Source organism: Aristophania vespae (assembly GCF_009906835.1).
Classification (GTDB): Bacteria; Pseudomonadota; Alphaproteobacteria; order Acetobacterales; family Acetobacteraceae; genus Aristophania; species Aristophania vespae.
Genome location: NZ_CP047652.1, coordinates 370,117 through 394,923 on the forward strand (window position 1 = coordinate 370,117; position 24,807 = coordinate 394,923).

At 44.8% G+C, this 24,807-nt stretch carries 15 protein-coding genes and 4 pseudogenes; 12 read left to right on the forward strand and 7 right to left on the reverse strand.

Annotated elements, in window-relative coordinates:
- Window positions 1-30: 30 nt before the first annotated feature.
- From nusA to GT348_RS01760, 9 genes and pseudogenes are all read left to right on the forward strand, one after another.
- Window positions 31-1,577 (forward strand): annotated as a pseudogene (gene nusA, locus GT348_RS01725) (transcription termination factor NusA).
- Complete coding sequence (locus GT348_RS01730) at window positions 1,558-2,229, forward strand: RNA-binding protein (RefSeq protein ID WP_236646545.1); 672 nt, start codon at window positions 1,558-1,560, stop codon at window positions 2,227-2,229. The pseudogene nusA and the gene GT348_RS01730 overlap by 20 nt, the downstream one beginning before the upstream one ends.
- Window positions 2,226-2,697 (forward strand): annotated as a pseudogene (locus GT348_RS09765) (translation initiation factor IF-2 associated domain-containing protein); the annotation flags it as partial. The gene GT348_RS01730 and the pseudogene GT348_RS09765, both read left to right, overlap by 4 nt.
- 101 nt (window positions 2,698-2,798) lie before the next feature.
- A pseudogene (infB, locus tag GT348_RS01735) lies at window positions 2,799-4,979 on the forward strand (translation initiation factor IF-2); the annotation flags it as partial.
- Window positions 4,976-5,416, forward strand: coding sequence for a 30S ribosome-binding factor RbfA (gene rbfA / locus GT348_RS01740; protein ID WP_160618253.1), 441 nt, complete (start codon window positions 4,976-4,978; stop codon window positions 5,414-5,416). The pseudogene infB and the gene rbfA, both read left to right, overlap by 4 nt.
- Window positions 5,417-5,425: 9 nt before the next feature.
- The gene (gene truB, locus GT348_RS01745; RefSeq protein ID WP_160618254.1) at window positions 5,426-6,400 is read left to right on the forward strand and encodes a tRNA pseudouridine(55) synthase TruB; all 975 of its coding nucleotides are present in this window, start codon (window positions 5,426-5,428) and stop codon (window positions 6,398-6,400) included.
- Complete coding sequence (gene rpsO, locus GT348_RS01750; protein ID WP_160618255.1) at window positions 6,384-6,653, forward strand: 30S ribosomal protein S15; 270 nt, start codon at window positions 6,384-6,386, stop codon at window positions 6,651-6,653. Before truB ends, rpsO begins: the two co-directional genes overlap by 17 nt.
- A 205-nt stretch (window positions 6,654-6,858) precedes the next feature.
- On the forward strand, window positions 6,859-9,006 hold the full coding sequence (gene pnp / locus GT348_RS01755; protein ID WP_160618256.1) for a polyribonucleotide nucleotidyltransferase: 2,148 nt from the start codon (window positions 6,859-6,861) through the stop codon (window positions 9,004-9,006).
- 79 nt (window positions 9,007-9,085) lie between these two features.
- Window positions 9,086-10,513 carry an NAD(P)H-dependent flavin oxidoreductase gene (locus GT348_RS01760; protein ID WP_160618257.1) on the forward strand — a complete coding sequence of 476 codons (1,428 nt, stop codon included), beginning with the start codon at window positions 9,086-9,088 and terminating at the stop codon, window positions 10,511-10,513.
- Between the two features lie 1,553 nt (window positions 10,514-12,066).
- Here GT348_RS01760 and GT348_RS09650 read toward each other — a convergent pair.
- The 4 genes and pseudogenes from GT348_RS09650 to GT348_RS01780 all read right to left on the reverse strand — a co-directional run bounded on the left by GT348_RS09650 (window position 12,067) and on the right by GT348_RS01780 (window position 16,514).
- Window positions 12,067-12,485: pseudogene (locus GT348_RS09650) on the reverse strand (DUF1489 family protein).
- A 53-nt stretch (window positions 12,486-12,538) separates the two neighbouring features.
- Window positions 12,539-13,702, reverse strand: coding sequence for a radical SAM family heme chaperone HemW (gene hemW, locus GT348_RS01770; protein ID WP_160618258.1), 1,164 nt, complete (start codon window positions 13,700-13,702; stop codon window positions 12,539-12,541).
- Between the two features lie 6 nt (window positions 13,703-13,708).
- Entirely contained in the window at window positions 13,709-15,685 is a 1,977-nt protein-coding gene (locus GT348_RS01775; RefSeq protein ID WP_160618259.1) for a potassium transporter Kup, read from the reverse strand.
- 142 nt (window positions 15,686-15,827) lie between these two features.
- On the reverse strand, window positions 15,828-16,514 hold the full coding sequence (locus GT348_RS01780) for a YggS family pyridoxal phosphate-dependent enzyme (RefSeq protein WP_160618260.1): 687 nt from the start codon (window positions 16,512-16,514) through the stop codon (window positions 15,828-15,830).
- A gap of 139 nt (window positions 16,515-16,653) precedes the next feature.
- Between GT348_RS01780 and GT348_RS01785 the strand changes: the two genes are divergently transcribed.
- Window positions 16,654-17,904: a transcription antitermination factor NusB gene (locus GT348_RS01785; RefSeq protein ID WP_236646593.1), complete on the forward strand. Its 1,251-nt coding sequence runs from the start codon at window positions 16,654-16,656 to the stop codon at window positions 17,902-17,904.
- Between the two features lie 99 nt (window positions 17,905-18,003).
- Here the strand turns inward: GT348_RS01785 and GT348_RS01790 are convergent, their stop codons facing one another.
- The gene (locus GT348_RS01790; RefSeq protein ID WP_408865150.1) at window positions 18,004-19,053 is read right to left on the reverse strand and encodes a cysteine synthase A; all 1,050 of its coding nucleotides are present in this window, start codon (window positions 19,051-19,053) and stop codon (window positions 18,004-18,006) included.
- Between the two features lie 67 nt (window positions 19,054-19,120).
- On the opposite strand from GT348_RS01790, the gene GT348_RS01795 reads away from it, so the two are divergent.
- Window positions 19,121-19,504: a rhodanese-like domain-containing protein gene (locus tag GT348_RS01795; protein WP_201740054.1), complete on the forward strand. Its 384-nt coding sequence runs from the start codon at window positions 19,121-19,123 to the stop codon at window positions 19,502-19,504.
- Between the two features lie 27 nt (window positions 19,505-19,531).
- Here GT348_RS01795 and GT348_RS01800 read toward each other — a convergent pair whose 3' ends face one another.
- Window positions 19,532-20,443, reverse strand: coding sequence for a DUF2272 domain-containing protein (locus tag GT348_RS01800; protein ID WP_160618263.1), 912 nt, complete (start codon window positions 20,441-20,443; stop codon window positions 19,532-19,534).
- Window positions 20,444-20,746: 303 nt separating this feature from the next.
- On the opposite strand from GT348_RS01800, the gene GT348_RS01805 reads away from it, so the two are divergent.
- The gene (locus tag GT348_RS01805) at window positions 20,747-21,871 is read left to right on the forward strand and encodes an acyltransferase family protein (protein ID WP_160618264.1); all 1,125 of its coding nucleotides are present in this window, start codon (window positions 20,747-20,749) and stop codon (window positions 21,869-21,871) included.
- 124 nt (window positions 21,872-21,995) lie between these two features.
- Here the strand turns inward: GT348_RS01805 and GT348_RS01810 are convergent, their stop codons facing one another.
- A complete protein-coding gene (locus GT348_RS01810) occupies window positions 21,996-22,988 on the reverse strand; it encodes an aldo/keto reductase (protein ID WP_201740068.1) in 993 nt (330 codons plus the stop codon).
- Window positions 22,989-24,807: the final 1,819 nt, after the last annotated feature.

Sequence of the window (24,807 nt, forward strand, 5' to 3'; positions counted from 1 at the left end):
CCGTCTGATGTTGGTTGGAGGTCCGATTTAATGGACACGTCTGTTACTCGTCCAGAGCTGCTTCTCGTTGCGGATGCTGTCTCTCGGGAAAAGAATATTGATCGTGAACAAGTTCTTGAAGCCATGGAGCAGGCCATACAAAAGGCTGGTCGTGCTAAATATGGTCATGAAAAGGATATTCGCGCTACGATCGACCGCAAATCAGGTGAAGTGCGCTTAAGTCGCTGGACCGAAGTTGTAGAGGCGATTGATAACGAACATACGCAAATTCCGTTGCATATTGCACGTAAATTTCAGCCTGATATCAAGCTGGGTGAGCATCTTATCGATCCGCTTCCTCCGATTGATTTTGGCCGTATCTCAGCGCAAATGGCAAAACAAGTCATTGTTCAACGCGTTAGAGAATATGAGCGTAAGCGGCAATATCAAGAATTTAAAGATCGCGTAGGCGAAGTTATCAACGGAACGGTTAAGCAAACTGAATATGGTAATCTCATGGTTGAGATTGGCAGTACAGAAGCATTATTACGCCGTGATGAACTAATCCCACGTGAGTCCTTTCGTAATTCAGACCGTATTCGTGCTTATATTTACGATGTACGTGATGAACCACGCGGCCCTCAAATCTTTCTTTCTCGTACTCATCCAGGCTTCCTGGCAAAACTTTTTGCCCAAGAAGTTCCAGAGATTTACGATGGAATTATTGAGATCAAAGCTGTTGCACGTGACCCAGGTTCGCGTGCCAAAATGGCTGTTATCTCTCACGATTCCTCTATCGATCCTGTTGGGGCCTGTGTTGGTATGCGCGGCTCGCGCGTGCAGGCCGTGGTGGCCGAGCTTCAGGGAGAGAAAATCGATATTATTCCCTGGAGTGCACAGGCAGCAACCTTTGTTGTAAATGCTCTTGCCCCGCTGAAGTGTCAAAAGTTGTCATGGATGAAGAGGCAGGTCGTGTCGAGGTTGTTGTTCCTGACGAGCAGCTTTCATTGGCAATCGGGCGCCGTGGTCAAAATGTGCGTCTGGCAAGTCAGCTGACAAGATGGGATATTGATATCCTGACCGAAGCTGAGGAATCAGAGCGTCGTCAGGAAGAATTCCGCAAACGAACCAATCAGTTCGTGGAAACACTCGATGTTGATGACGTGATTGCTGGTCTTCTGGTTACAGAAGGGTACCATACAATCGAAGATCTTGCTTATGCAGAGCCTTCAGACCTTCATTCTATCGAAGGTTTCGATGAGACTGTGGCTGAAGAGCTCATGGCACGTGCCAATAATTATTTAATTGGGCGTGAGCAGGAGCTTGATGAGCGGCGTAAAGAGTTAGGTGTGACTGATGATTTGGTTGCACTGGAAGTCTTTTCTCCTAAAGTTCTTGTAGAGCTTGGAGAAAAGGGTATTAAAACTCTAGACGACCTCGCTGATCTTGCAGGTGATGAGCTTGTTGAGCTGCTTGGCGGTGATATGCTGAGTGAAGATGATGCAAATGAGATCATCATGGCAGCTCGGGCACATTGGTTTGAACAGGAGTCTTCTCAGGAAGACAGCTCAAAGGGTGGTGACGCTGAGCACGAATGATCTTTGCGACTTTGACGATGGGCCTGTAAAAGGACGAAAAAAAACTTCGTCCTCTGAGCGGCGCTGTATTGTCACGCGTTCTCATGAGTCTCCAGGGCAGATGATAAGATTTGTCATTGCGCCTGATGGTCGGATTGTGCCTGATCTTTCAGGCCGTCTGCCAGGAAGAGGGTTATGGGTTAAAGCAGAGCGGGAGATTTTTGACTCGGCGAAGTTAAAACAGGCATTTTCGCGGGCGGCACGAAAAGAGGTGCAAATTTCGCAAGGATTGCTTAACTTTGTAATAGAGGGGCTGGCAAATCGCCTCCAGGATGGTATCAGTTTGGCGCGGCGTGCTGGTGAAGCCGTATGCGGGTTTCAAAAGTGTCGTGAAAGACTCGCCGCGAACAAGGTTGGTGTTATCATTTGTGCGTTGGGTGCCAGTCGTGATGAGCTTGGTAGGTTAATGTCCGGTCATCGGTCATTACCCGTAGAATGGGTGCCGGAGCGAGTGCTTGCTTCAGCATTTGGGCGTGACCGAGCAGTATATGCTGTGATAGCACCAGGGGCGTTGGCACAGCGTCTTATGGCGGATTGTAAGAGATTTTCGGGAGTGGCTGAAACTTCGCTCCCAGATCCTATAAGGGTCAGTAAGGAACAGGCGGAACTATGAGCGACGGCAACGAGCGCAATCAAGACGGTAAGCAGGCAGAGACTCCTAAATCTGGAGCCTCTAAAGAAACACAGAGCAGGAGTGGACGCCTGTCCTTGCGTCCTGCCGGCCGTAAAGAAGTCGGTCGTACAGTAGATGCAGGCTCGGTGCGTCAGAGCTTTAGCCACGGGCGCTCAAAAGAAGTGCGCGTCGAAGTAAGACGTCCGAAGCGCAATAATTCAGCAGCGGGTGGTGGTGTAGGCCGTGCCCGTGGAGCTGCTGGAGCACGCGGCCTGACAGCCTCTGAGCAGGAAAAACGCCAACGCGTTTTAGAGATGCAAAAGCAGCGTCTTGCAGAGGAAGAAGCAGCACGACGCGAAGCGGAAAAAATTAGAATCCGCTCGGCAGCTGAAGAAGAAGCACGCCGTCAGGCTGAAGAGGCTGCGAAGCTTGAAGAGCAGGCAGCTAAAGCGCGTGAAGAGCAGGAAGTTGCTCAGCAAGTTATGGCTGAAGAAGAAGCCAAGAAAGCAGAACGTAAGAAAGAAGAATCTGCTCCTCCTCCACCGCTTGATTATGGCAATGCACCTTCAGGTGGTGTGCAGTTGGCAGCGCCAACCAAGCGTCTTCGTCCTCTGGCCGAGCGTGCGATCATGCCAGAGCGGCCTGTAGCAACACGCTCACCTCGTGATGAGGGGCGCACTCCTAAAGCGAGTGAGACACTTCATTTGCGTAGTGGCCGTGCCGCTCTTGAAGCTTCTATGGCTGAAGAAGAAGGCCGGCGCGGTGGCGGCGGTGGTGGCGGTGGGGCGCGTCGTTCCTCCGCAGCATCATCGCGTCGCTCATCATCACGCAAAGGTGGTGGTAATCAAGATCGTCGTTCAGGTCGTATTGATATTCAAGCGGCTATTGAAGGAGATGACGGTAAGACACGTTCACTGGCATCTGTCCGTCGTCAACGTGATCGTGAACGCCGTCAGGCTGAATTAGAACGTTTACGTTCTGACCAAGTGCGCGTTGTGCGTGATGTTATTGTACCAGAAACAATTTCTGTTGCTGAGCTTGCTAACCGTATGGCGTCCCGCCAGGGTGAAGTCATCAAGGCGCTTATGAAAATGGGTGTTATGGCGACAGCTGCACAGAGTATTGATGGTGATACAGCTGAATTGATCGTTACTGAATTTGGCCATCGCGTTAAACGCGTTGCTGAGAGTGACGTAGAACTGGGTATTGAGGGTATTGAGGATCGCGAAGAAGATCTACAACCTCGTCCTCCCGTCGTGACTGTTATGGGCCATGTTGATCATGGTAAAACATCACTTCTTGATGCATTGCGCTCGGCTGTTGTTGCTGAGGGTGAAGCTGGGGGCATTACCCAACATATTGGGGCCTATCAGGTTACGTTACCTTCTAAGCAAAAGATTACTTTCATTGACACACCTGGCCACGAAGCCTTTACGGCAATGCGTGCTCGCGGTGCTTCTGTCACTGATATTGTGATCTTGGTTGTTGCGGCAGATGATGGTGTTATGCCACAAACTGTTGAAGCGATTAAACACGCCAAGGCAGCTAACGTTCCTGTTATTGTCGCGATTAACAAAATGGATAAGCCAGGGGCTGATCCTAACCGTGTGCGCAACGAACTGCTTAACCACGAAATTGTTGTGGAAAGCATGAGTGGTGATACACAGGATGTTGAAATTTCAGCACAGAAAAAAACAGGGCTGGATAAGCTATTAGAAGCTATCACGCTCCAGGCTGAAATTCTTGACCTCAAAGCCAATCCAAATCGTGTTGCAGAAGGCGCTGTTATTGAAAGCCGACTTGATCGCGGTCGTGGTGCAGTTGCTACTGTTCTGGTTCAAAAGGGTACCCTTCATAGCGGCGATATTGTTGTGGCCGGAGCAGAATGGGGCCGTGTCCGCGCTCTGTTAGATGATCGTGGGCGTCAGAGCAAAGAGGCTGGCCCATCAATGCCCGTTGAAATACTGGGTATGACGGGCGTGCCTGATGCTGGCTCACCATTCGTTGTCGTTGAGAGTGATTCACGTGCACGTGAAATCAGTGAATTCCGTCAGCGTGTCATTCGCGAAAAACTCAATGCACATCAGGTTGCTGCGCGCGGCACACTGGATCAGATGTTGGCTCGTATTCAGGCAGGAGAGCAAAAAGAGGTTGCACTTCTGGTAAAAGCTGATGTTCAGGGTTCAGCCGAAGCTGTTTCTGCTACTGTGCAAAAACTGTCACATGAAGAAGTGATTGTTCGTGTGCTGAATGCAACAGTGGGTCAAATCACGGAGAGCGATGTTCAGCTTGCTAAGGCATCCAATGCTGTAATCGTGGCTTTCAATGTTCGTGCGACAACGCAGGCCCGTGAATTAGCTCGCCAAGAAGGCGTTGATATTCGCTATTATTCCATTATTTACCAGGTTGCCGATGATGTTGAGCAGCTTGTTAAAGGAAAAATTGCGCCGAAACATCGCGAAAAATTCCTTGGTTATGCTGAAATCCGTCAGGTCTTTAGCATTACCCGGGTTGGTAAAGTTGCTGGCTGTTATGTCACAGAAGGCGTGGTCAAACGTGGCTGTGGTGTTCGCCTCCTACGCGAGAACGTCGTTATTCACGAAGGTGAATTAAGTCAGTTGAAGCGCTTTAAGGACGATGTAAAAGAAGTTGCTCGTGGTTATGAGTGTGGTCTTTCTTTCGCAGGTTATAACGATCTACGTGAGGGAGATGTCGTTGAATGTTTTGAAATGGAAGTGATTCCCACTTGAAAAAACGCTCTCAATACGACTTTTCAGGGCCTGTAGGAGAAGATCCCACAGGCCCTTCAATGCGCCAGCGTCGTGTTAATGAAGAAGTAAGACGGGTATTAGCTGGCGTTTTTACCCGTACAGAATTTCGTGATCCAGAATTACATGATGCTCAGGTCACGGTAACTGAGGTTCGTACGTCGCCTGATTTTCGACATGCAACTGTTTTTGTCTCACGTCTGGGGCGCAGTGATATTGAGGCTATATTACCGGCTCTAAAGAGGGTAGCTCCGTTTTTGCGCACGGCTCTATCTCGTGCCTTAAGGCTTCGTATTGTGCCGGAACTTCATTTTCAGCCTGATACCTCTTTAGATCATGCTATGGAAATTGAAACACTTATTCGTTCTCCTGCTGTGCAGCGTGACCTAAAAGACGAGCCTTTAGAGCAAGAGGATTAATCGCTCCTTATGGCACGCAAAAGTGGGCGCGAAATCAATGGCTGGCTTATATTAGACAAGCCTCTTGGCCCTACATCTACTTATATGGTCAATAAGCTGATCCGTCTTTTTGATGCAAAAAAGGCGGGTCACGGCGGCACTCTTGATCCTTTAGCCTCGGGTGTTTTACCTATTGCTTTTGGAAAAGCCACTGCGACAATTCCTTATATTATGGATGCGACAAAGCGCTATCGCTTTACGCTTACTTTCGGGGAAAGTCGCACCACTGATGATTGTGAGGGCGAGCCTCTTGCTTTTTCGGACCATAGACCAACAAATGATGAAATAAGAGCTGCCCTGCCGCAATTTTGCGGTAACGTGATGCAGGTTCCTCCTGTTTTCTCTGCTTTGAGGGTAGGGGGCAAAAGAGCCTATGATTTAGCACGTGCCGGAAAACCGCCCGAATTGCCACCTCGGCCAGCACGTATCGATTCGGTCACACTTATTGAGCGTCCTGATCCCGATAAGGCTATTTTTGAAGTACAGTCAGGAAAAGGCGTTTATATGCGCTCTTTAGCGCGTGATATTGCTCTGGCTTGTGGCACAGTCGGGCATATCAGCGTCTTACGGCGCTTACAATGTGGGCCTTTTGATTTGTCTCATTCTCAAAGCATTGATGAGATAGTACTAGACAAAACGTGCGAAACTAGAGACAAGTCACAGACTCTTCCAGTTCCTCTGTTGGAAGTTGCAACCGCGCTGGTCGACATCCCGGCGTTGGCTGTGACTAAAGCTGAGGGAAAAGCTTTAATTTGCGGGCAGGCAGTCAATGCCTCTTCGTGGAAAGAAGCTTCTTTGCAGGACCACGAAGCGAATCCTTTGTGGCGTGTAACTGTGGAAGGACACGTTATCGGCCTTTGTCGCTTTAAAGAGGGGCAGCTCAAGGCCGTACGTATGCTTGAAAACCATTTATTTTTTGGAGAAAATGATGTCGATTACACCTGAACGCCGCACGGAATTGATCGCTGAATACCGTCTTACTCAAGATGATACAGGCTCACCAGAAGTGCAGGTTGCTTTGTTGACAGAGCGTATTGTGAACCTCACAGAGCATCTTAAAACACATGCAAAAGACTTCCACTCACGTCGTGGTCTTTTGATGCTGGTTGGCCGTCGTCGTGGTTTGCTGGATTATTTGAAGCGTAAAAGTCAGGATCGTTATCAGACCCTGATTGAACGCCTCGGTCTACGCCGCTAAGGTTTTATAATCGGAGGGCTTACGGGCTCTCCGGTTTTTATAATGATTATGGAGAGAGGCAAAAGGTACAGTGATCGGTTAGCGTTTCAGGCCACATGGTGTCGTAACGGAGTGATGAATCCGTTTTCCCCGCCATGCCGTCCGAAACGCTGCTCACTATCTTTGTGCACTCTGTAGTCGGAAATTTAGCTCGAAAGGAAAGAGCATGTTTGATTATTTCCGCAAAGAAATTGAGTGGGCTGGTCGCCCTCTAATTTTGGAAACAGGAAAAATTGCCCGTCAGGCTGATGGCGCCGTTATGGTCACTTATGGTGATACGGTCGTCCTTTGTACAGCTGTTGGCGCTAAAACTGTCAAAGCAGGGCAGGATTTTTTCCCACTTACAGTTACGTACCAAGAAAAAGCTTACGCAGCTGGCAAAATTCCAGGTGGGTTTTTCAAAAGAGAAGGTCGCCCTTCAGAAGCTGAAATTCTTAATTCGCGTCTGATTGATAGACCTATCCGTCCGTTATTTCCAGAAAACTTCTTAAATGAAGTTCAGGTCGTGGCAACCGTACTGAGCCATGACATGGAAAATGACCCTGCTATTGCAGCCATGATTGGGTGCTCAGCAGCCCTGACACTTTCTGGTATTCCATTCTTTGGCCCTATTGCAGGTGTACGCGTTGGCCAAATTAATGGAGAATTTGTCCTTAACCCGACTATTTCTGAGGTTAAAGAAAGTGAGCTAGATCTCGTCGTTGCAGGTACGTCCGAGGGCGTGCTTATGGTCGAGTCAGAAGCTCAGGAACTTTCAGAAGAGCGTATGCTTGAGGCTGTGATATTTGGTCATACAGGTTTCCAACCTGTTATTGATGCCATTATATCATTGGCTGAGTGCGCAGCTCGTGCCCCATGGCCCCTACCAGAAACGACAAAAGAAGAAGTCAGTCTGCGTAAACGGGTTGAGAAAGTCGGCAATAAGATCATGGTTGAGGCGTATAAAGAACGCCGCAAACAAGCTCGTGTCGAGAAGGTGGGTGAAGCAAGAGAGCGCATTGCCCAGATTCTTGAAGAAGAAGGTTTTGATCTAGAGCTTGCTAAGCCAATGATCAAAGATCTTGAAGCTCAGGTGGTTCGGGGGTCTATCCTCAAAACAGGCATTCGCATTGATGGCCGTGATCTGACGACAGTACGTCCTATCGTTGCCGAAGTTGGTTTGCTGCCCCGTACACATGGTTCTGCTCTGTTTACACGTGGCGAGACACAAGCCCTGGTTGTTGGGACATTAGGCACAGGCCAGGATGAGCAAGTTATTGATGCGCTGGAAGGTGAATATCGTTCACGCTTCATGCTACATTATAATTTCCCTCCTTATTCTGTAGGTGAATGTGGACGTATGGGCTCACCAGGCCGCCGCGAAATTGGCCATGGTAAGCTAGCATGGCGTGCTATTAACCCACTCATGCCTTCTAAAGAAGCATTTCCCTACAGCATTCGCGTTGTTTCGGAAATTACAGAGAGCAACGGTTCTTCTTCTATGGCAACGGTTTGTGGCACATCACTAGCTCTTATGGATGCTGGTGTGCCAATGCCGCGCCCTGTGGCTGGTATTGCCATGGGTCTGATCAAAGAAGAGCGTGGATATGCTATTTTAACCGATATTCTGGGTGATGAAGATCATCTTGGGGATATGGACTTTAAAGTAGCGGGTACGACTGATGGTATCACCGCTTTGCAGATGGATATTAAAATTACATCCATCACACCTGAGATTATGAAAATTGCTCTTGAGCAGGCACGCGAAGGCCGCATTCATATTCTTGGTGAAATGGCAAAAGCTCTACCTGAAGTCCGTTCTGATGTGTCTAACAACGCTCCTAAAATCATGACAATGAGCGTTCCTCAGGAGAAGATTCGCGATGTGATCGGCTCCGGTGGTAAAGTTATTCGTGAGATTGTTGAATATTCAGGTGCTAAGATCGATATTGGTGATGATGGTACAATTACGATCGCTGCCAATAATGATGAACAGGCTCAAAAGGCTGTAAGTCGCATTGAATCTATTGTTGCTGAACCAGAAATTGGCCGTATCTATGATGGTAAGGTCGTTAAAACAGCCGATTTCGGCGCGTTTGTAAACTTCCTTGGCCCTCGCGATGGTTTGGTGCATATTTCTGAATTAGCAGCAGGTCGCGTTGCCAGAACAACAGATGTTGTAAAGCAGGGGGATCAGGTTAAGGTGAAAGTGATCGGTTTTGACGATCGTGGAAAAGTAAAATTATCCATGAGGGTAGTCGATCAACAAACTGGTACCGATATAACAGAGTCAGTTGGTGAGAAAGCGGGTCGCCCTCGTCGTGATGCCGAATAAATCAACTGATAGACAAGAGCAGGGGATATGTTTTATCCCCTTAGGATTACGAGACTAAATACGGAGATACCAGGCCTCTATGAAGTCGATTAACACCATCCGTTTTTCCGGCCAGGAGGTATTACCTCTGGTCGAAGGTGGTAAAGGTGTCTCCGTATCTACGGGGGTGTCGGCCGGGCATTGGGCAGCGGCAGGGGGCATAGGTACGCTTTCTGCTGTCAATGCTGACAGTTATGATGAGCAAGGACGCATCATACCACAAATTTATCATGGTCGTACACGTCGTGAACGCCAGGAAGAGCTTGTGCGCTATGCTATTAAAGGTGGCATAGCCCAGGCGAAAATTGCCCATGACATTTCAGGTGGTAAAGGGCGAATACACGCTAACTTTATGTGGGAAATGGGCGCCGCTGAGGAAGTCATTTCAGGCATATTGGAGGGCGCTCCTGGCCTTATACATGGTTTAACCTGCGGTGCGGGAATGCCATATCGCTTAAGTGAGATTGCTGCTCGTTTTGGGGTTCATTATTACCCGATAGTATCGTCTGGTCGGGCCTTTAATGCATTATGGCGCCGCTCTTTTTCACGTAATGCTGAGCTTTTAGGCGGCGTCGTCTATGAGGATCCCTGGCGTGCAGGGGGGCATAATGGACTTTCAAATACTGAAGATCCACGTCGGCCTGAAGATCCTCTACCACGTGTTATAGAATTAAGGCGCATTATGCGCGGCTATGGTTTGGGTGAGACCCCCATTATTATGGCCGGTGGCGTCTGGTGGCTAAGTGAATGGGAAGACTGGATTGACAATCCCGAGCTAGGACCGATTGGTTTCCAATTTGGTACAAGGCCACTCCTTACAAAAGAAAGTCCTATTCCAGATGCCTGGAAAAGACGTCTTCTTACTCTTAAAAAGGGTGACGTTTATTTAAACCGCTTTTCACCCACAGGGTTTTATTCCTCTGCGGTGAATAATGGTTTTATTCAGGAATTACGTCAGCGTTCTGAGCGCCAAGTTCCTTACAAAACGGCACCAGAAGCGCATTATGACCAAGCATGCGCTATCGGTGCGAGAGGGCGAGAGGTTTTCCTCACGCAAGAAGATCGTGAGCGCGTAATGCAGTGGGTGGAGGCTGGCTTTAGTGAAGCGCTTCGCACCCCAGATGAGACGCTTATTTTTGTTGAGCCTGAATGTGCCAGAGTGATTATTACGGATCAGGCAAACTGCATGGGCTGCCTGTCACAATGTAATTTCTCTAACTGGAGCCAAAAAGCGCCAAAATATACAACAGGACAGCGTGCCGATCCGCGCTCCTTTTGTATACAAAAAACGTTGCAGGCGGTCTCTCACCTTGATGAAATGACAGAACAAGATGCTGACTCATTTATGGATCAGAATCTCATGTTTGGAGGCACTACTGCGTGGCGTTTTGCACAGGATCCATTCTACGCAAATGGCCATGTTCCTACAGTTAAAGAGCTAGTAGAGCGCATTGTTAGTGGTCAGTAAGCTGGTCTATACTGTGTGATCTCTTAGTAAAAGGAGGCTTTTAGCCTCCTTTTTTTCTGACTGCTTGTAGCCTTTGAAATCATATTTTTAATTGTTATCTGTTTTCAAAATATGGGACATTTTCTTTCACGCAAGAGCGTGTCTTTTGCCTAAAAATAGGGCAAAAAATTCGGTAGATTTCTTGATAGGGAATTTCTCTTTAAATAACAATAGCTTCCAACAAGAGTGTTTCCCGCGCGTGCTGGGATGAAGCTGCAATTGCCTCCACTATTGAAAAAATCACACTATATTCTCCGCATTTGGCGAGACGAACCATCGGGTTTTATATAGGACCACAGTGCAATATCTGGAGATAATTGTGGATGAAGACAAAATTAAAACATGTCTAGAGGCACTGCATTGGTCATAGCGCGATCTGGTACGCATTTTAAACTGTCATGCGACAACCGTACGTTACTGAATCAACGAGAAAATAGAAATACCTTCACCCATTGCGACTTTGCTGAGTCAGCTAATCCACTGACGCAAAATCCTCTACCACACGGCCACGAAAACCGCCCATAATCAGGTTTTACCGGTAAAACTTTACTGCAAGACTGTTCTTTGTGCGTGCGGGAATGAACTGGCGGCCTCAAGTGTAGCACCGCAATATCTGTCATGTTTCCCGCATGCGTGGGGATGAACCGTCAAAAAATTCTTGAACGGGCAGCCCTAGTGTTTCTTGCGTGTGTAGAGATGAACCTAGAGCTACAGTTAGCCAAAGCGATGTATAAAGGTTTTTCTTGCACGTTTGGACATTAACCGAACGGTTGAAGAATAAATAATCCTAACGTTAGTTTTTCCTGCGCGTGTGGGGATGAGCCGCTGCGGTAATTGGTTCTATAATTAGATTTCATATAGGACCATAGCTCAATATCTGGGAATAAATTACGGATGGCGATACTATAAAGACCTATTTGGAAGTGCTACTTAGTCACGATGCGATCTGGTGCGAATGTTTAATTGTTACAGGATAACCGTTCGCTATTAGATAAATAGAAAATTAGATATTCCGACATCCGTTGCCCTCTAGCTGGCTGAGTTAGCAAAGTCGTTATGGCAATATTCCCTGCCATATGAACATGAAAACCGTCAGTAACTGGTTTTACCGGTAAAACGTGTTTTCTGCGTGCCGAGGGATGAACCGCAGATTAAGCAGTCTGGTCAGATAGTTTCTTTAGTCGTAGTGAAAAGAGCCAGAGGTCTATGTAAGTTAAGGGCATTTATAAAAGAATAGGGATAGCAATCTGTATGTTTCTGGTGCCTGATCGTGTCAGAGGTGATGGGCTTTTCTACACTTTAAACTAGAGCTTAGGCTGTTATCACCATATCAAATATATTATGCAGTTATGAGCGTTTCTTCAATATATGGTGCGTGTAGGATAGCTAGTTCAATTTTGGCAATTAAGATCTTCTGACCAGTTTCCTACTTTTCACGGTGCGGGTTAGTGAGACCATGAGATCATTTGCACCTATGACGAAAAATCTTTCCTCACTTTGTGAGGAATATAGCTTTAGAGTAATCCAAGCTCAGTGAGATGGCGCCTAAATTCGGGTGTGAGTTGATTAATGCCATTGTTATAATCAGAGCCGTCAAGATCTGGAGGGGCATCTTCAGCTTTGAAATAACGCCACCCCTGAAAAGGCCTCATCGGGCGGGCCTGAACGGGGATGACCTCTTGTGTGACTAATATAAGAGTGCCCTGATTGCCATCTTCGCGCGTATAAGGCTCAAAAGCTTTAATAGGTTGGCGGCAGAGAATAAGGCCATCTATGACGCGATAAATCGAGCCCCAGCTAAAATTTCTTCAGCCCGTTTGGGCATGGTTCTTGTTCTTACAAAGCTATATTGTTTGTATCTCTGTTGTAAAACCCACTCTTGTAGCTCTTCAATAGAAGAGGATCCGACAGCCAGTTTGATCATATGTAACACTATCCTGATTTCCTCCTCTTTAAAATATTATGACTATCTATGTATTTAGGGCTTTATAAAACAAGGCGCGCTAAAATAAGTTCAAGACGTAAGCGTCCTTCGGCTGTTGTGCGTAGATGTTTTTGGTCGAATATAAGATAGTTTTCTTCCAAACAGGCCTGAAGTGTTGAAGCGTCTAAACAGTCAGTGAGTTTTTTGCCAATTTGCTGTTCAAAGCGCGAAACAGATATACCTTCTTTTAAGCGTAACCCCATCAACAAAGCTTCTCTAGCCTGATCTTGGATTGAAAGAAGTAATTCTTCTTTTGTGCCTGTTCCTTTTTGTTCAACTAAAGCGGCCCATGGCTCAGGCGCTCTATGGCGTCTGGTGGCATAATGCTGATGGTTTAAGGTAAGGCGGCTATGGGCTCCGGGGCCAATACCAAGATAATTTTTATAATGCCAATAAGCTAAATTATGTCGGCTTTCAGAACCAATTTTGGCATAATTAGAAACTTCATAAGCATATAGACCAAAAGAAGCAGCTTCTTCTTCAGTAAGTTTATATAAATCTGCTGCGAGCTCATCTGAAGGAAGAGTGATTTTACCTTGCCTGTAGAGAGCTTCATAATTGGTCCCTGGCTCAATAGTGAGCTGATATAATGAGAGATGGTCGGCAGCCATGTCTAGGGCTTCTCTAAGCTCGGAACGCCAGTCTGTTAGTGTTTGGTGTGGTCTTGCATAAATGAGGTCGAAAGAAATACGTGGAAAGAGTTTTCTCGCTAACTCTAGCGCCTCACGAGCCTGCTTTACAGAGTGCTGGCGACCTAGGGCTTGTAATGCCTCTTCTCTTAAGCTTTGTATTCCCAAAGAAACACGATTAATACCGGCTTGTCTAAATTCTTTGAATTTTTCAATTTCTACACTGGTTGGGTTGGCTTCCAGAGTGATTTCGAGCTGATCATTTTCGAAAGAAAAAACTTGGCGGGCTGTGTCAATTAACGAGGCAACAGTTTGGGGCTCCATTAAAGAGGGGGTGCCCCCTCCAAAGAAAATGGAGCCTAGAACCCGTTTTCCATCTTTATTAAGCCGTTCAGCCTCCTGAGTGAGTTCGCGTAAAAGTGCGTGAGCAAATCTTTTTTGATCGATTTTTTCACGCACATGGGAGTTGAAATCACAATAGGGGCATTTTGCTAGGCAAAAAGGCCAGTGAATATAAAGAGCTAAAGATTGTGACACGGGATCCTAAATCGCTATACGTACGCCAAACTCCATAACGCGCTCTGGAGGAATACGGAAGAACTCAGTCGCTGGCGTTGCGTTATTAAGAAGATAGAGGAATATCCACATACGCCATAGAGACATTTTAGGTACTTTAGAGCGGAAGACGAGATCGTGAGAGGCAAAGTATGATGCCTGGATAGGGTCAAAATCCATTCCGCGGTCAGAGAGTTGCCCAAGTGCTAAGGGCACATTTGGCATTTCCATAAAGCCATAACGCACGATGACTCTGTAAATATTGGGAGATAATTCAGTTATTTCCAGCCGTTGGTCAATAGTGACTTCGGGCTGGTCAAGCGTTTGTACGGTAACAAAAATAACATGCTCATGTAAAACGCGATTGAGGCGTAAATTATGAAGCAGAGAATTGGGCACGATTTCTGGGGCAGCTGTTAAAAACACAGCCCACCCAGGAACACGGATGGTTCTTGATTGAGTTAAACGTGTCAAAAAGGACCCCATTGGAATTGCGTCGGCCTGAAGGCGACTGCGAAGTAAATTACGTCCTCTTTTCCAAGTGGTCATGATCAACGTGCAAATAAAGGCTATAAAGAGTGGTACCCAACCTCCTTCAGGAATTTTGAGCACGTTTGCTGAGAAGAACGTGCCGTCCATGAGAAAAAAGAAGCCGAAAACACAGGCCACAAGCCAGGGAGCCCATTTAAAGATACGTCTGAACACAACCATTGAAAGAACAGATGTGCATAAAAATGTACCTGTCACGGCAATACCGTAAGCAGAAGCTAGAGCTGCTGAAGAACGGAACGAAACAACGAGTAGCAGAGCGCCAAAAGCAAGTAACCAATTTAAAGAAGGAATATAGATTTGTGCTTCTTCATAGGGGTTGGTGTGCACAATGCGTGAGCGTGGCAAATAGCCAAGCTGAATAAGTTGGCGACAAATGGAGAAACTACCAGAAATACCTGCCTGACTGGCAATGACGGTAGCCATGGTGGCCAGGATCAGCATTGGAATTTGTAGCCAATGAGGGCCAAGATGGAAAAAGGGGTTGGCGATTGTGCTGGGGTTATGAATTAGCTGTGCGGCTTGACCAAAATAATTGAGAGACAAGGCAGGCAGAACGAGAAACAGCCAGGCATAGCGAATAGGTGAGCGCCCAAAATGTCCCATATCGGCATAAAGAGCCTCTGCACCTGTTACTGACAGCACGACTGAGCCAAGAGATAAAAAAGAAATGACGCCATGAGTGGCGATAAATTTAAGGGCCAGCCAAGGTGAAAGGGCCATAAGGATGTGGGGGTAAAGAATGATGCCGCGCACACCCAATACGGCCAGAACACAAAACCAAACAAGCATAATGGGGCCAAAAGCCCGTCCGATGCGTCCTGTGCCTAGTGCCTGGGCTGCAAAAAGCCCGACTAACACCACTAAGGCCATAGGAATAACAAATTCTTTTGCCTGAGGCACAGAAATTTCAATACCCTCAATGGCTGAGAGTACAGAAATGGCAGGTGTGATGATACTATCACCAAAAAAGAGACAAGTTCCTGCAATGCCGATAAAGCCAATTAGCCAGCGCATACGCGGTGATTTACAAACGCGTTGAGCTAATGACATGAGGGCAATGATACCACCTTCGCCATTATGATCAGCGCACATGACAAGTGAGACATATTTGATGGTCACAACCAGCATGAGCGCCCAAAAGGTCAGGCTGGTTATGCCCATTATCTCCCATGGCTGAATATGTGAACCAACATTATGAACTGACGTTTGCAGTGCATAAAGCGGGCTTGTACCAATATCACCATAAACAACTCCCAAAACGCCGAGCATAGCGCCCAAACCTTTGGGTTTAGTGGTGCTAGGCCCGCCGTGAGGGGGGCTTTGCACAGGGTGAGTTGTCGGCCGTCCTAAAGAGTTAGGATAGCTGGCGTCTGAAGAATTATGATCAAAAGACAAGCCATCATGTTCAGTCATAGAAAAAATCCTGCGGCCTTAGAAAGCGGAGAGATTATCTTTATTTGTCACTTAATGAAAACAAAAAGAGGCATTATCAAGTTATTCGACATGCTACATCGGAATAAGGCTTAAAAAGCTAACCCCTTATTATAGCCAAAATCTAAACAGAATCTTTCGAAGGGCGTGATCCAAAGATGGCTGTCCCTACACGAATAAGGGTTGCTCCTTCTGCAATAGCGTCCTCAAAATCGGCTGACATGCCCATTGAAATTTCTTTAAGCCCAAAGCGTTTAGCCAATCTAGCCAACATTTGAAAATGTTTTTTGGGAGGTTCATCAAAAGGAGGAATAGCCATAAGTCCTTTTATTTTATTTCCAAACCGTTCAAGACTATCTTCGATAAAAGAGTCAGCCTCATTTAAGGCGATTCCAAATTTCTGAGGCTCATTTCCTGTGTTCACCTGAATGAGCAAATCAGGAAGGGAGCCTAATTTCTGAGATGCTTTTTCTAGTGCCAGGCTTAAAGAAGGGCGGTCCAGGGTCTCAATAACATCGGCAATCTGGCAGGCTTCTTGGGCTTTATTAGTCTGTAAGCCTCCAATGATATGAAGCTTAAGATCGGGCCAGTGCTCGCGTAATTGTGGAAATTTGCTTGCTGCTTCCTGAACGCGATTTTCTCCAAAGAGGCGCTGTCCTGCTTTGAGAGCCTCGATTACGGAGTCTGCGGGGTGGAATTTACTCACCGCAACGAGAGAAACATCGCCATTATTACGGTGTGATTGAACGCAGGCTTGCCCGATACGCTCATTAATTTGCTTTAAATGATCAGAAATTGCATTTTTAGTCATAATCTAGAGCATGACCTCATTGCACTTCATGCGACAAGATGCAATTTCGTGTTTTATGAAAGAAAACTCTAGTTCCGTTTCAAACGTCTCTAAACGCCCTTCCAAAAAGAAGGGACGTGGCTTATCGCGCACCCAGGCTATGCACCAGGTTGATCCGGTGCGGGATCTGGCTTTTGAGATCGTGCGGGGTGTTATGGAGCATCGCCGTATGCTCGAAACGACTCTTGACCGCAGTACCGTGCAGGATGGGCGTGACCGAGCCGCGGCTCATCGTCTGGCCGCAACAACATTGCGTCATTGGGGAAGTATGAATGAACTCATTCAGCCCCTATTGCGTAAAGAACCCCCTATGGTTGTGCGTTGTGCCCTCCTACTTGGTGTGGCGCAATTGGTACATTTGGAGACTCCACCTCATGCGGCAGTGGGGACGGTTGTTGATTTATTACATCGCAATAAATTATCGCCTTTTTCTGGCCTTGCGAATGCTGTTTTAAGGCGTATTTCCCGTGAAAGCGAAAGCTTGCAAGAAGGGTTGGATCAGCAGCGCCTTGATGTGCCTGCCTGGCTATGGACGGCTTGGGGGCGCCGGGCACGGGCCATAACAAAAGGATTTTATCAGGAAGCTCCTCTCGATTTAACACTGAGTCCGGGTGCCGCTGCTCCCGAAGGTGGAGAAATCCTGTTAAAAAATACAGTGAGATTTCCTGCCGGTACGAAAATCACGACTTTGCCAGGGTTTGAAGAGGGGGATTTTTGGGCTCAGGATCTTGCTGCTTCAATGCCTGTCAGACTTATGGGAAAAATTGAAGGGCTGAAAATTGCTGATCTCTGCGCGGCACCGGGCGGTAAAACAGCACAACTCGTAAGTGCAGGAGCGCAGGTTACAGCCATAGAGCGGGAAAAGCCTCGGGCGACAAGATTGCAAGAGAATTTGGAGCGTTTGGGACTGAAGGCCGAAATTCTGGTCCAGGATGCTTTAAGCTGGCAACCCCAAACCCCTCTTGATGCTGTTTTATTAGATGCTCCATGCTCGGCAACAGGCACCTTACGGCGACACCCAGATGTTTTATGGGTTAAACGTCCGAGAGATGTAAAAGCTTTGGCAGAGGGGCAAGATGCTTTTATTAATGCCGCTTATAAGATGTTACGTGAAGGTGGCATGTTGCTCTATGCAGTCTGTTCTTTACAGGATGAAGAAGGCCCAGAGCGTATTAAAGCGGCCTTGGAGAGTGGTCTTTGGCAGTTGGAGCCTTTTACGGAAGAAGAGCTTGCAAGCCTGCCTGAAGCTCGGACAAGTGAAGGGTTTTTCCGCACCCATCCGGGCATGTTAGCCGATAAAGGTGGAATGGATGGTTTTTTTGCAGCACGTCTCATAAAACAAAGGCTTTAAAGCCTGCTTTTGAAAAATGTAGGAACATAAAAAACAAGGTGCCTTTCATTACAGGCACCTTGTTTGGATTCACTCAATGGAAATCTTTGATATTAAGCCTTACATCCAGGGCGGTGTCGGAAGGTTTTTGCTCTTTAAAAATTCTGGGTTAAAGAGCTTAGATTGATAGCGAGCGCCACCATCACTTAGGATTGTTACAATATGATGCCCAGGTCCTAAGCGGCGTGCTGTACGAATGGCAGAGGCTACGTTGATTCCTGATGAACCACCGACAGATAAGCCTTCTTCTTGTGTGAGGCGGAAAATCTCTTCAAGTGCTTCGGAATCACTAATGCGTTCTGCATGGTCGGGGGCGCTACCGTCTAAATTGGCGGTAATGCGGGATTGGCCAATGCCTTCGGTAATTGAAGAGCCCTGAACGCTTAAGTCATTATCTTTAACCCACCCATAAAGACCCGATCCTTCGGGGTCGGCAAGGACAATCTCGGGGGCTTTTACATTTGCTTTTTGGGCTAGGTCACGCAAACCGAGCGCGACACCTGCTAATGTGCCGCCAGTACCGCAAGAACAGGTAAAAGCATCAATCTTTCCGTCAAGCTGTGCCCAGATTTCTGGAGCCGTACTATGGCGGTGGCCTTCACGGTTGGCTGTATTATCAAACTGGTTTGCCCAAAAAGCCCCCATTTCTTGAGCTAACCTTTGAGAAACATGAACGTAATTTCCGGGGTCTCTATAAGGTTTTGCTGGCACTAGGCGTAAATCAGCGCCAATCATGCGCAAGAAATCAAGTTTTTCACGGCTTTGCGTTTCGGGAACGACAATAACAGCTTTGCAGCCCATAGCCTGGGCAACGAGTGTAAGGCCAATACCCGTATTACCTGCTGTGCCTTCTACGACGGTGCCGCCTTCTTTAAGCGCACCACGTGCAAATGCATCTTTAATAATAGCCAAGGCAGCGCGGTCTTTAACAGAGCCGCCAGGATTCATGAATTCTGCCTTGCCATAAATTTCACAGCCTGTAGCTTCTGATGCATGTTTTAGGCGGATCAAGGGTGTGTTACCGATCGCCTCGATCATAGAGTAAGCTGGCTTTGCGTGGCCTATCGTCAGGCCTGTTGAGAAATGAGTAGAAACTGAAGAATTTGTCATAAATTATATTATACCTCTAACGGCAAAGCGTAGTAAATTTAACTGACTGTAATGTATGAGGATAAAAATGAAAAATTTATCAGCAACGCAGGCGTGGGATTTTCTTCAAAATCATGCCGATGCGGTTTTAATAGATGTAAGAACACCCCCCGAATGGGCTTCAGTAGGGTTTCCTGATTTATCCTCAATAGGTAAAGAAGCATTAGCCATTACATGGACAATGGAAGAGGCAGAGGCCTTCGACCCCATTTTGCTAGATGCAGTAAAGAATAAAGAAATACCTTTATTATTCATTTGCCGTTCAGGCCAACGCTCTTTGCGTGCCGCGATGCAGGCCGAAAATTGTGGTTATCAAAATGTCATTAATATTACAGACGGTTTTGAAGACAGACATGGCCCTGCCACAGGGTGGCGTGCAAGCGGTCTCCCTTTTATTGTCCGTCCTTTATAAAAACGGGTAATTATACTGGCCTTGAATTTATTGACCGCTATCAGGCTCCTGATCAGCGTCATATCTGACGGCAAGAACGACTAACCAGGGGTAGCGTGTGTCATAACTTGCGCCATCACTTGTGCTGATTTTACCCTCAGCATCAGTCGGTACATGAGTTAGTGAGACACTATCATCTACATTGCCGCCAATAATGCTGATTTCTCTTCCAAAAGGCTCAGCATTTTGGTTGGTGGAGACAACAATGCCGCAATGTGCGGGAAAACCATAGCTTGTAGGTAGCATGGAGTAAGTAATGGTGCGGCTGCGGCCACGCCCTACACAGATAAGATCGCCCAATTGTGGGGCATAATTTGCTGGATTTTCTGCTGTGAGGGCCGTGCTTTGGCCGTTAGCCGCTGCGTTAATATAGGTGGCATGGTTAGGTGAATAGGGAAAGCGTTCATTAGCACCTGCAATACGCATGACATAAGAAATAAAAGCGGCTGACCAGGCGTAATTACCATCACGATTCATAGAAAAGCGACGGCCATCGCCATCTGTTTTACCCGTCCAGCGTGATTCAGTTTCGTAAGGATCTTGGCCAATCCACCAATATTCACCAATACGCTGCCATAAACCAGGAAGGCGCTCAGGCTTCATGGCAGGGCTTGTAGGTTCTGGCCTGTCATGTGGGTCTTCATCCGAGACAGGAGAGCCAAATAGGCGCCACTCTCTTAGAGCAATAGCAACTGCGTCCTGACGGTTAAAGGGTGTAAAATTTCGACTCGCGAAATCCGGCACATGGGGATTATAACCCCAGCCACTTGCGCTCCCATCAGCATATTGGCCCATATAAGAATTAGCCGGCCCCCTGGCGGAGGAAGCACAGCCCGCCAAGGTTAATAAAGCAACGCAAGCGAAACTCTCGTACTTTTTCAACACGCAGAATGAAACCATGTTCCACACTCCAAGAGACTATGAAAATCTTAAATGAGTATATCTAATAAGCGCGGTCAACTTATGTTTGAATAATAAGTTTATATAAATAGAAAAAATCTTAAACGCGTACCAAAAAATTTGTAACGAAAGACTAATTTACAGAAATTATATGTTGTCACCTACAAATATTGTAAGATAGCTCTTTTTTTTCTAAACCAAATATATTAGTGAAAAAAGAATAAATTTAATTTTTCTTAATAAATTGAAGTAATTGAAAGTAAATTTTATAATGATAAATTTTTATTTTAAGAGAACGGTCAGATGATAAATCAAAATGGTTTATTTTTGTTTAATATAATATCTATTATAATTTTAGTTGTTATATTTAATAGCAGGTTTTTTTCCTTTTTAGATAAAAACGAGTTTCAAAGAGACGAACATCTGGATGGTTTGAGGTTCTTTTTGGCAATTGCAGTTGCTTTCCACCATATGGTGTATAGCTATAACTGGTCTTTCAATAATGATTGGAACATTGAACATTATCCAATTAGTAAGAAGCTGGGCCGGTTTGGTGTATGCTTGTTTTTTATGCTTTCTGCTTATTTTATGACCCGCAGAAACATCACAAATGCGACTGACATCGTTAAATTTTACATCAAAAGGTTTTTTAGAATAGCGCCTGTAGCATGGCTATCTGCTTCATTATGCATCATAACGGCCCTGATATTTGGTTCTGCCATAAATTATCACAATTTGATTGATAATTTATTTTTCTGGTTTGATTTTGGGTTAACCTTAAATAAACCTGATATTAATAGCTTTGACAACATGTTTTTGATAAATACAGGTGTTATGTGGACCCTTCATTGGGAGTGGCTTCTTTATTTTTCTTTACCTATTATTTATATAGTAAGAGAGAAATTAAATAATTTTATCGTCTCTCAATGTATGAATTTTACTAATGTATTTGTGGTTTCGTATTTTGATCAGGAAACATCAAACTATTTATTATGCTTTTCGTTGGGTATGACAGTAAGAGATTTGGTAGGAAAAATAAAATTAAGCAACAATATAAGCTCGGTTATCGTTCTTTTGGCCATCGTGCTTATATTCGTTAGACATGCAAGCCCATTATCAACCTATAGTATTATTATAGAATCTGTCATATTTTTCTTAATCTGTAATGGTTGTGATATTTTTGGCCTTCTTAAAGTCAAAGGAGCTGTCAGGCTTGGAGAAGTAAGCTATTCTATATATTTGCTACATGGCATTATGTGGTTTTATATGAATAAAATGCTCGTTGGGCATGATATTGGCAATATTTCTTATTTAGGTTTTTCTTTTGCAACGGTGCTTTTGACATGTTTGCTTTCTTGCGTAAGCTTTATGTTGCTAGAGCAAAAAGGGATTAATCTTGGGAAAAAAATTAGCACAAAAATATGTTGAGTAAGCCCCATTTTTAGCTGAATAAACTATTATCCAGCTTATGAAGCTGAGTGGAAACTGCAAAAAACACACGAAAAGAGAGCCAGTAAGACTCTCTTTTACTGAGTAAGGCTAAATTTGAATATTACCTTTCTGGGGGTGCCATAAAGCTCGGGTCAATAGGGTGAGGTACGTGGCGTTTTAAAATAGCAGCCACCTGATCCTGGTCTTCCTGACTTAAGGTCCAGCCAAAAACATCATTAATTCCCGAAATTTGCTCAGGCTTACGAGCCCCCCAAAGGGCAATGGTTGGTCCCTGGTCCAGGATCCAGCGTATGGCAAATACCATGGGAGATTTATTGTGTTTTTCAGCCAGTTTTTTAATCTCATCTACCGCTGCAATATAATGCGGGAAATGCTCAGGCTGAAATTTAGGGTCATCTGAGCGCAGGTCAGATTTCGGGAATGTCTTGTCCTTACTCATTTTACCTGTGAGTAATCCACGGCAAAGAGCACCGTAAGCCAACATTACCATTTTGTTTTTTGTAGCATAAGGGAGAATATCTTTCCCAGCCGCTTGCTCAAAAATATTAAAAGGTGATTGAATTGTTGCTAAAGGCGCAGCTTGACGGAAAATATCCATTTGCTCGGGAGAGTAATTGCTGACGCCGATAGCACCAATCTTTCCTTCTTTATGAAGTCTTTCTAGTTCTCTGGCTGAGTCTTCAATAGGGGTCTTGGGGTCCGGCCAATGAATCTGTTCCACATCAATGCGCTCAACTTTTAGGCGACGGAGAGAATCCTCTACCTCTTTACGGATCCGTTCAGGACGTGAATCACGAAAAGGTTTATCGTCTTTCCAGTTCAGTCCGAGCTTTGTTGCTATAAAAGCTTTGTGTGGTTTTTGGGAAAGCGCACGACCAACAAGCTCTTCTGCATGGCCAAACCCATAAACAGGTGCTGTGTCGATAAGGGTAATGCCTTCATCCAGAGCTGTGTGAATGGTGCGAATAGCGTTGTCATCATCAGGGCCACCCCACATCCAGCCGCCAATGGCCCAGGTACCAAGGGCAACGCGTGTCACTGGGTGTTCAAGTCCTGGAATTTGGATATTATTTTTGCTCAATTGTTCCTCCATTATTGCAAGAGGATTGCACGATGCAAAATTCATCAGCCCATAAGCAAAATATTAAGATAATAGGCTGGCAATAAAATGCTCATCCTCTTTCAGCCTATAATATAAGAAAAAATGAATTAAGAAATTACTACAAAAAATAAAGAAATTATATATATATTATTATATATATAAACACTTACTATTAGAGATAATATAATTTTAAAATATTATAAATATAAAATCTAAAAAATTATTATATATAACAGTGCCTACTTACCATTAGCGAGCACTAATAAAAATGGTGAAGGTAATTCAATTCCATCAAAAACAATATACTAATTCACCCAGCTAGGTTTCATTATTTCAGTGAAAACTCATCACTGTATCTTTGCAGATACTTTCAAAGATGGTTCAACTTGCTCATTAATGGTAATTGTTGGTCTTTTAATCATAGGAAAAAAAATTGGTAGATTTTTGAACAGAGGATTTCTCTTTACACAACAACTCCCAACAAGAGTATTTCCAGTGTGCGGAGCTGAACTTTTTGCATTAATAGGTCTTTGCGGCTTGATTTGCGTTCACTGCGCACGCGAGTAAACTAAGGTTGCATCTACATGAAGTGCTTCACATGAGATGTGCTTCATGTGGGTGGAATTAACCAATAGGGTGTCTGATGAAGTTTGGCAAAATCTTCGTGTTTTCTATGTGCAAACTGAAATTCTCTTTTCCAGTAAAAGGGGACGAAGGTAATGCACATTTTTAACCGTTTCAGCTATCACTATAGTACTCTTAGTGGTTGCAATGATTAGTTTTTTTGATGGCATCTATTAGGGACCGACGTATTGGCACTATGGTGTTCTATACATGATGATCAAAAACGTACGTGGTTGATTTAGAAGAGTGCATCGCTACTCTTAGGTTTTATAAAGATGATTTAGCTAAAATTGTTAGATATTAGTCTCTAACTGTGCGGAGCTGGGCTAGGGGGTAATACTTATATTTCATCCCAGTTTATAGACTGTATTACCAAAACAAAAAATCCGTTTAACGAATTAATAAATAAAGTTAGTGAAGGCAAAAAATCTGCACAATAAAGATCTTAAAGATTGCTTCTCTTAATAATTTAATTGGCATGACGACAGTCTCTATTACGCGGCTGCATTCAGATGCTTCCTATGTGCGTGAAAATAAATGTTTAATATTTATCAATAGATTTGCTGTGACTGTTATTTATTGCGCGTGCAAGAAAGGTGATCAGACATTTTTTTGAAAAAGTAGTAGCTACAAATAAGCTATTTAATGAATTAAGCTAAGTTGGTATTTTTCATACGTGCTAAAATCAAATATACCTCAAGCAAAAATTAGTAAGGCAAAACGTGGCACTATTTTAGACGTGCAAGATGAGTTCCACCTCATTATAATTAACTAAGTATTAAAAGATACAACTCTGGATCACTGCAATTAAGGTAAGACGATCTTAAGTCGTTTTAACACGAACTTTGAATCGAAAAATCTTATTTTATATGGTTAGACCTATGCTATAATTAAAGAATGTATAAGTCTTGAATATAAAATAAAATAGAAATTAATGAAAAGTAAGTTTAAATTTCTAACTAAGTAAAATACTATAATATTTTTATAATAACAAATATATGTTATAAATTACTACAAAATTTTTTAACTATAACTTATAAAAACTTATTAGTAAAGAATCTTGCAAGAACGTAACTCAGCTACAATATTAATATGGCACTCTCTAAAAAGTCTTTGACAAACAGAATGCTTTATCGTTTAGCAGTTGTAAATAAGATATTCGTATTTTAAGAATCAATATGATAAT

Bases quoted from the DNA above. Each gene is read 5' to 3' on its own strand.
- GT348_RS01760 (WP_160618257.1), top strand. From the start codon at position 9,086: ATGAAGTCGATTAACACCATCCGTTTTTCCGGCCAGGAGGTATTACCT.
- truB (WP_160618254.1), top strand. From the start codon at position 5,426: ATGGCACGCAAAAGTGGGCGCGAAATCAATGGCTGGCTTATATTAGAC.
- GT348_RS01790 (WP_408865150.1), bottom strand. From the start codon at position 19,053: ATGACAAATTCTTCAGTTTCTACTCATTTCTCAACAGGCCTGACGATA.
- GT348_RS01780 (WP_160618260.1), bottom strand. From the start codon at position 16,514: ATGACTAAAAATGCAATTTCTGATCATTTAAAGCAAATTAATGAGCGT.
- rpsO (WP_160618255.1), top strand. From the start codon at position 6,384: ATGTCGATTACACCTGAACGCCGCACGGAATTGATCGCTGAATACCGT.
- GT348_RS01810 (WP_201740068.1), bottom strand. From the start codon at position 22,988: ATGGAGGAACAATTGAGCAAAAATAATATCCAAATTCCAGGACTTGAA.
- GT348_RS01795 (WP_201740054.1), top strand. From the start codon at position 19,121: ATGAAAAATTTATCAGCAACGCAGGCGTGGGATTTTCTTCAAAATCAT.
- GT348_RS01800 (WP_160618263.1), bottom strand. From the start codon at position 20,443: ATGGTTTCATTCTGCGTGTTGAAAAAGTACGAGAGTTTCGCTTGCGTT.
- GT348_RS01775 (WP_160618259.1), bottom strand. From the start codon at position 15,685: ATGACTGAACATGATGGCTTGTCTTTTGATCATAATTCTTCAGACGCC.
- GT348_RS01785 (WP_236646593.1), top strand. From the start codon at position 16,654: ATGCACCAGGTTGATCCGGTGCGGGATCTGGCTTTTGAGATCGTGCGG.
- pnp (WP_160618256.1), top strand. From the start codon at position 6,859: ATGTTTGATTATTTCCGCAAAGAAATTGAGTGGGCTGGTCGCCCTCTA.
- GT348_RS01805 (WP_160618264.1), top strand. From the start codon at position 20,747: ATGATAAATCAAAATGGTTTATTTTTGTTTAATATAATATCTATTATA.